Annotated in this window: 4 protein-coding genes; all 4 read right to left on the bottom strand. The window is 58.7% G+C overall.

All coding sequences use genetic code 11. The features are described from left to right. A partial coding sequence (locus ABX749_RS14195; RefSeq protein WP_372896552.1) for a chemotaxis protein CheB occupies positions 1-3524 on the bottom strand: 3524 nt, incomplete at its 3' end. Between the two features lie 256 nt (positions 3525-3780). Next, the gene (locus ABX749_RS14190) at positions 3781-5598 is read right to left on the bottom strand and encodes a heavy metal translocating P-type ATPase (RefSeq protein WP_372896553.1); all 1818 of its coding nucleotides are present in this window, start codon (positions 5596-5598) and stop codon (positions 3781-3783) included. Positions 5599-5883: 285 nt separating this feature from the next. Beyond that, positions 5884-6897, bottom strand: coding sequence for a magnesium/cobalt transporter CorA (corA, locus tag ABX749_RS14185; RefSeq protein ID WP_372896551.1), 1014 nt, complete (start codon positions 6895-6897; stop codon positions 5884-5886). A gap of 114 nt (positions 6898-7011) precedes the next feature. Beyond that, positions 7012-7830: ABC transporter permease (locus ABX749_RS14180; RefSeq protein WP_372896550.1), on the bottom strand; the 819-nt coding region annotated here is incomplete at its 5' end.

The raw sequence follows: 7830 nt of genomic DNA, 5'->3' as shown, positions 1-7830 counted from the left end.
TCGGGATGCGTCAGATCCTGGAACGTCATTGTTTTCAGTTCATCGCGACTGTAGCCAAAGATCTGGGAGAGCTTTTCGTTGGCCCTCAGCCACTGGCCCTCCAGTCCGACGTGGGCGATTCCGATGGCGGCGTTTTCGAAGGTGCTTCGATATTCGAGCTCGCTCTGTTTCAGTGAATGACTCGCTTCGACCATGTCGGTCACATCACTTTGCACGCCGACGTAGTGCGTCAATTGGCCGTCGGCATCAAAGATCGGCGTGATCACCAACTCGTTGTAAAACTGCGTGTTGTCGCGACGATAATTCAAGAGCGTGACGCGGCAGCTTTCCTGATTTGCGATCGCGTCGCGGATCTTCTGGATATCGGCCGGATCGGTCTTGGGGCCTTGCAAGAACCGGCAATTGCGACCGACAACGTCCTGGGGGTCAAATCCGGTCAGTTGCCCGAACCCTTGATTGGCGTAAGCGATCGGCATATCGTCTTTTTGCGCGTCGACGATCAGAATGCCGTTGCTGGCCGCATCGATGGCCCGCGTCCGCAGACGCAACTGCTCCTTGGCTTTTTGCATCGCCGTGACGTCGTACAGCGTGATCGCCGCCGACGAGACGCGTTCATATTCATCCAGGACGGGCGTGACGCGAATCTGCAGGAAAACTTGTTTGTCCTGAATCGTGGTCGAAATCTCTTTCGCGGCGACATCGCCGTGGCGGACCAGCTCGCGGATCAGCGTCTCGCAAACGTCGCAGATCTCCGTCGGCAAGGCGTCGCAGAGTTCGACGTTTCGCGAAACGTCCAATTCGTAGCCGAACAACCGTGTCGCGCCGCGATTCCAGCTGGTGACCCGTGTATTGAGTTCAACACCGATGATCGCATCGGTGCTGTCCTGAACGATCGAGGTCAGTTTGCGAAGCTTGTCGGCGGTTTCTTTGACGGTTCGCAGGTTCGTCATCGTCATCACCACGCCGCTGCGTTCGCGGTAGGGTGAGACTCGCAACAGAATCGGATCGTCCCGCCGGTCGATGGTTTCGAGCTCGATCGTTTTGTGTTCGCGGCTGACCTGCTGCACCAATTCGATCAGATCGACGTCCTCCAAGGCGTGGGCGTAATCGGCCAGTCGTTCACCCTCGGCATCCTTGCGGCGGATCAACAAGATATCAGCGGCCGCCGGTGTGACGCGGCGAATGTTCAAATCATTGTCGACCAGGACAATGCCCACGTCGCTTTCCAACATGACCGTTTCCAGGTCACGTGTGGTTTCGGTCAGTAGTTGCAAGCGTCGACTGCTTTCGGCGTTGGTGGTATGCAGTTCTTCGTTGACGCTGTGTAGTTCTTCGTTGGTGCTTTGCAATTCCTCGTTGCTGCTGGTCAACTCCTCATTGCTGGACTGCAGTTCTTCATTGGTCGTTTCGACTTCTTCGATCGTCGCTTGCAGGTTCTCTCGAGTGAATTCCAGTTCCATTTCCAGCATGCGAATGCGCTCGGCGTTGAGCGCCAAGGCGTCTGCATCGGCGGACGTTGAATCCGCCGGGGACATCGAATCCGTCGTGGTCGATAACGTGTCTGGTTGCGCGGGGACGGGAGCGGCAAGCGGTCGGTGAGCCGGTTCGCCAGCCGAAACAAGCCCAGTGGAAGGCTGTGTGTTGATGCTGCCGAAGTTGATCAGATAGTGTGTTTCGGATTGGGTGGGATGGTGAAACGCACTGATCCGGATGTCGATGGGATCGCTGTGGACCATCGCTCGCTCGGAGATCACCGACAATTGATCGACCTTCATGCGTTCGATTGCCAGAGCGACGGGAAGCCGCAGCGACTCGATCAGGATGTCGTCGACGGTGCCGGTCAAGCGTCCCGGTCGCGGGGTGGTCCATCGCGACAGGTCACCAAAAATCTGCAGCGGTCGCAGATCGTCGTCGACTAGGATCCCCGGCGGCGCGTATTGTTCCAAGATGCGATCGTAAGACGCCACCAACGCGGACGAGGGCGCGCGGGATGAATGTGGGCGACGCGACAGGTTGGCGCTGTGCAGCGGGCGTTTCCGCAATTTCAGGTCGAGCGGTAAGCGTGAGTCACGGTCCTTTTGAAAGATCCGCCAATGTTTGTCGAGGATCGAAAAGTCTTCGACCAAGTCACCGGGGGTTTCGCTCGGTCCCAGCCACATCACCCCACGCGCCTTGAGCGCGTGGGCGAACATGTTCAGCACGCGTCGTTGGGCGTCATCGACCAGGTAGATCAACAGGTTGCGACAGGTGACCAGATCCATGCCGGTGAAGGGTGCATCTTGCAACACATCGTGCCGCGCGAACACGATCGAGTTGCGAACGTTTTTGCAGATCTCAAACCCGTCGGCGACGCGCACCAAATACTTTTCGCGGAACTCCGGCGGGATCTCCGTCAGCGATTCGGTGGGAAAATGTCCTCGCTGGGCAAACCGGATCGCATCGGGGTGCAGGTCGGTGGCAAAGATCTTGATCCCCAGCGGGATGCCTGACTTTTCGCATTCGTGATGAATCAACATCGCGACGCTATAGGCCTCTTGACCGGTCGCACAGCCGGCGACCCAGGCTCGGAATTCGTCGCCGCTGGATTTCGCCGCGACGGCCGGCCGGATGCAACGATGGGCCAACCGCTGATAGCCGTCGGGGTCGCGAAAGAACCGGGTGACCCCGATCATCAAGTCATCGGCCAATCGCGACAGCTCGGCCGGGTCGCTGTCGAGCCGTTGGATGTAACGGTCCAGTTGATCGATTTTGGACAGCAGCATCCGCCGCGACAGCCGCCGTGTGAAGGTGCCGATCTTGTATTGTTCAAAATCGACGCCGCAGGCTTGTTCCAACCGCTGGTAGACGGATTCCAGGTCATTGCGTTCGATGTAGGGCGAACAATGCGAGATGACATCTTCGATCGAAACGCCGGCCAAAAACGACACGAGGGCTTCGGCGAGTTCCACCACCGGGGCGACCACGTGGACCGCTTCGGTCTTCATCGCGTTGAGCGGCATGCTGTTGAATTGAGCGCTGTCTTCGTCTTGCGACAGCACCAACCCGCCGGCGCGATTGACGCCCACGATTCCCTCGCTACCGTCGCTGCCGGTGCCCGAAAGAACCACCACCGCTATTTTTCGATCGTTCTGTTCGGCCAGGGAGCGAAAGAATTTGTCGATCGGCAGATTCAACTCACCGTCGCCTTCTCGGTCGCGAAGTTGCAGTTGTCCGTCTTGCAGGACGACGTGTTTGGCCGGGGGCAGCAGGTACACGGTGTTCGGTTCGGGTTCGACCGCGTCGGACAATTGCACCGTGGCCATCTTGGTGCGGCGGCCCAGCAATTCGCTCATGTGGCTCTGGTAGTCCGGCGACAAATGCTGGACGACCACGAAGGCGGCGCCGGTATCGACCGGCAATTGCTCGAAAAAGGTTTCCAGCGCGGTCAACCCTCCCGCCGATGCCCCCAGACCCACGATCGGGACCGCGCATTGGGTGAGATTGCTTTGGAGTTCCAAATCTTGAGACGCTTCGCTGGAATCCATCGGGGGGCTTGCTTGAGGTGGCGACCGGTCGTCGGGCTTGCAATCGAAACCGACGGGCATTGATTCGCTGATAGCATTTCCGATCGGTCGGACGCGAACACGACATCGCCGGCACAAATCGGCGTGCCTGTCCTCGGAAAAGAGCTTCTGGGTGAAAAGCTTTTCAAGTTTATGGAGGCTGACAACCCCTGTCAATTTGCGCCACCCCGTCCCTGTGCGAGGCTCCCGTCCACCCGCCGGCCAGTGGGATTGGATCTCAGCCTTCGCCTTCGGATGGTTCAAAATCGATCATCGATTTGGGCGGCAGCGCGACGCGGAGGGCATTGAGCACGGCGGCGACATCGATGATTTCCTGGCAAATCGCGCCGGCGACCGGTGACAGGTATCCGGCGGCGGCCAACATCATCCCCACGATGCTCAGCGCCATGCCCCCGATCGCGCTTTGCAGTGCGATTCGCCGCATCCGCCGGCTGATGTGCAGGAACTCGTCGATCTTTTGCAGCGAGCTGTCCAGCACCACGACGTCGGCCGCTTCGGTCGTGACGTCGCTGTTTTGGCCGAAGGCGATGCCCACCGTTGCCGCCATCAAGGCGGGCGCATCGTTGATCCCGTCGCCGACAAAGATGGAATTCGCCTTGGCCGTCTCGGCGTTGACGATCTCCAGTTTCTGTTCCGGACTTTGGCTGAAATACACGTCTTCAATGCCGACTTGTTCGGCCAGATACCGGACCTCCGATTCGCGGTCCCCGGACACCATCATCGTCCGCCGGATGGAATGCCGGGGTCCCAAATGTTGGATGAACGACGCGCCGTCGCGTCGCGGGGTGTCACGGAATTGATAGGTCGCGGCATACTCATCCTCGACCAGAATCACGCATTCCAATCCGCCCGCCTGCGGTGGCAACTGGGTCCGCAACTCAGGCTGCTGGGCCAGTAGCTTTTTGCGGCTGGTGACTTCGATATTTCGCCCGCCCACGATGCCGCGCAGCCCCTTGCCGGGCGGCTCGCTGATTTCCGACACACTTTGCGGGGCGAGGTTGGCCTCACCGGCGGCGGCAACAATGGCCTGGGCCAGTGGATGCTTTGAAAATCGTTCCAAGCTGCCGACGAGACTCAAGATTTCTTGATCGCGACTTTCATCGGCACAAATCCGCTGGACCAGCTTCGGTTCGCCGTAGGTCAGCGTCCCCGTCTTGTCAAAGATCAGCGTTCGGCAGGTGTCGGCCATCTCCAGTGACGATGGGTCGCGCACGATGATCGCACGGCGTGCGGCCAGCGAGATCGAACCGATGATCGCGACCGGAATGCCGATCAACAGCGGGCACGGTGTGGCGACCACCATCACCGCCAAGAATCGCACCGGGTTGCCGGTTCCGATCCAGGCCGCCACTCCGATGGCGACGGCCAACGGGGTGTACCAGGCTCCCAACTTGTCGGCCAATCGGCGCATCTTGGGCTTTTGCGTTTCGGACGCCTCCATCACCTCCATGATCTTGGCGTAGCGTGAATCGACCGCCAATTTTTCGGCCCGGATGATCAGCGCCGATTCGCCGTTGATCGCCCCGGACAGCACCGCCGAACCCGGCGTCTTGGACATCATGTAGGGTTCACCAGTCAGGTACGACTCGTCCATCACCCCGTGCCCTTCGATCACCGTCCCGTCGACCGGACAGATCTCGTGTGGAAAGACGGCGACGATATCATCGATCGCCAACTCGTCCAACGCGATGTCTTCGACGACCGCGTCCCGTTTTCGATGTGCCACCGAAGGCATGCGTTGACTGAGAGCCCGCAGGACCGACGAGGCACTCCGCACCGCATAGGCCTCCAACGCCTCGCCGCCGGAAAGCATCAACACGACCAGCGATCCCGCCAGGTATTCCTCCAGCAGCACCGAGGTCACGATCGAGATCCCGGCCAACAGGTCCGATCCGAACTCCCGCCGCAACATCTTCAACAACAAATCCCAAACCAGCGGGATGCCTCCGAACACCAGCACCGCCACCAACGGCAGGTTCATCATGCTGTGTGAACTGCTGGTGCCGAAACGCAGGACCAGATGCAGCGTGATCATCGCGATCGCAAACACCGCGATCAAGGTTTCCAACGACCTCCAGGTCGGCGTGGCCTGCTTGGCTTCGGTCGTCGATGACACGGATCTTCCTTTGGAGCGACGTCAAAGTTCGGAGCAAGGAAAAAGAGCAACTGGCATACCAAGCCGACCGAATATTGTTCGAACATGCAAAACAGTTACCGTGTCTAACGACGAGCACCCTCCGATCGCGGAAAGGGGCACGGGCTAAGCCACACGCCACCTACAGCTTGTGCCTGCGACGGTCCGGCACAGGGTCAATACCGCTCACCTCAACCAACCCTTTCGCCAAAAGACTGCGGTCAAGGTGGTTGCGGTCCCCGCCATCAAGGCCAAGGCAAAGAAGTAGCCGAACGTCCAATTCAGTTCGGGCATGTTCCAAGTCGATGCCGACGGATTGAAGTTCATCCCGTACAGGCCGGCGATGAAACTCAGCGGCATGAACAACGTGGCGATGATCGTCAAAAACTTCATCACCTGGTTCATCCGATTGCCGACCACCGTTAAATAGAAATCCCGCAAATCGGAACAGAGTTCGCGATCGGTCTCGATCACATCCATGATCTGAATGATGTGATCGTAGCAATCGCGCAAATACAAATCGGTTTCATCGGAGATCAGATCCCCGGAATCTCGAATCAGTGCGTTGATTGCGTCACGCAGCGGCCAGATTGCCCGCCGCAGTGAAAGCAACTCGCTGCGCAATTGGTGCACCTCGCTGATCAGGTTCCGATCGGCACCCGCCGAGATCTGACTATCCAACACGTCAAGGTTTTCGCCGTGTTTTTCCAGGGCGGGGAAATAGTCATCGATCACCGAATCCAGCAGCGCGTAAAGCAAGTAGTCGGCACCGTAGGTTCGAATCTTGCCTTTGCCCGAGAGAATCCGCTGACGGACCGCGTCGAGACAAACGGCCTCGCGTTCGCGAAACGAAACGACAAAGTTGCGTCCTAGAAACATCGCGATTTGCGCGGACCCGTGTGAATCGTCATGTGGAAGCGCGCGGGCGATCATGAACAGATGATCGCCGTACAGTTCAACCTTTGGCCGCTGGTGAACGTTGACCACGTCTTCCAGTGCGAGGTGATGCAGTCCGAACAGATCACCCACCCGCATCACCACGTCCGCATCTCCCAAACCATCCACATCGACCCACGTCACGACGGAATCGTTGACCAGCCCGGCAATGCGTTTCAGATCATCGATCTCATGTTCCGTCACATCCGTTGGACCATAGGTAACCAGCCGAATGATCGGTGGGGGCGCATCGGGATTCGGCACCACCGCCCCGGGCGGCGTTCCGGGCCGCGTCTGACGTCGAAACCGCCTTTTGGATCGTTTCGGAACAGAAGAAGAGGGACGGTGCGCCATGGTCGGAATCTGCAATCAATGGTGTCAGGCGCCGAGGCGTTTTTGGAATCGCAACACGCTGAGGATCAGAACGACCGCGCCGCAGATCGTCAATCCGACAACCCAGGGAACCAGATCGATGAAATCGGCACCCCGTAAAACGACGCCCCGAAGAATCTCGATAAAGTAAGTCGCTGGAATCCCAAACGTGATCAAGTAGATCGGCAGCGGCATTTCGCTGCGCGGAAAAACGAAGCCCGAAAGCAACACCGACGGCAACATGATCACAAACGCAAACTGCACCGCTTCCAATTGTGTCTTGGCAAGGGTGGACACCAGCAAGCCCAACCCCAGCGAGCAGACCATGAACAACATCGACAACGCCAACAGCAAGGAGACACTGCCGCGGATGTCGACGCCGAAGACATAGATCATCACGGCCAACACCGTCAGCAGCGCCACAAAACCGACCAGGGCGTATGGCAGCAACTTGCCCAGCAATAAACCGGTTCGACCGACCGGTGTGACGAACAACTGTTCCAACGTCCCCAGTTCCCGCTCGCGAACCACGGCGAACGACGTCAGAAACAACGTCACCAACTGCAGGATGATGCCGACCAATCCGGGAACGAAAAAGTGCGAGCTTTCCAGGTCGGGGTTGTACAACATGCGTGTCCGCACATCGATCGGCAGCACTCCTTGCCCCGAGGCGTCTCGGGCCGGAGCGATTTGCAAGGCCTCGCCTTTGGCCTTCGCCATCTGAATCGACAGATTCAACCCCAACAGCTGCGCCGTACTCTGGGCGGTGGTCGCGACCTGTGAATCACTGCCGTCGATCAGAATTTGCAGACTCGCTTGTTCGCC

The sequence above is a fragment of the Stieleria sp. genome (assembly GCF_041595215.1).
Taxonomy (GTDB): domain Bacteria; phylum Planctomycetota; class Planctomycetia; order Pirellulales; family Pirellulaceae; genus Stieleria; species Stieleria magnilauensis.
This window is presented reverse-complemented; position numbering and strand designations above follow the sequence as displayed.

Excerpts from the sequence above, each read along its gene's own strand:
- ABX749_RS14190 (WP_372896553.1), bottom strand. The coding sequence starts at position 5,598 with ATGATCACGCTGCATCTGGTCCTGCGTTTCGGCACCAGCAGTTCACAC.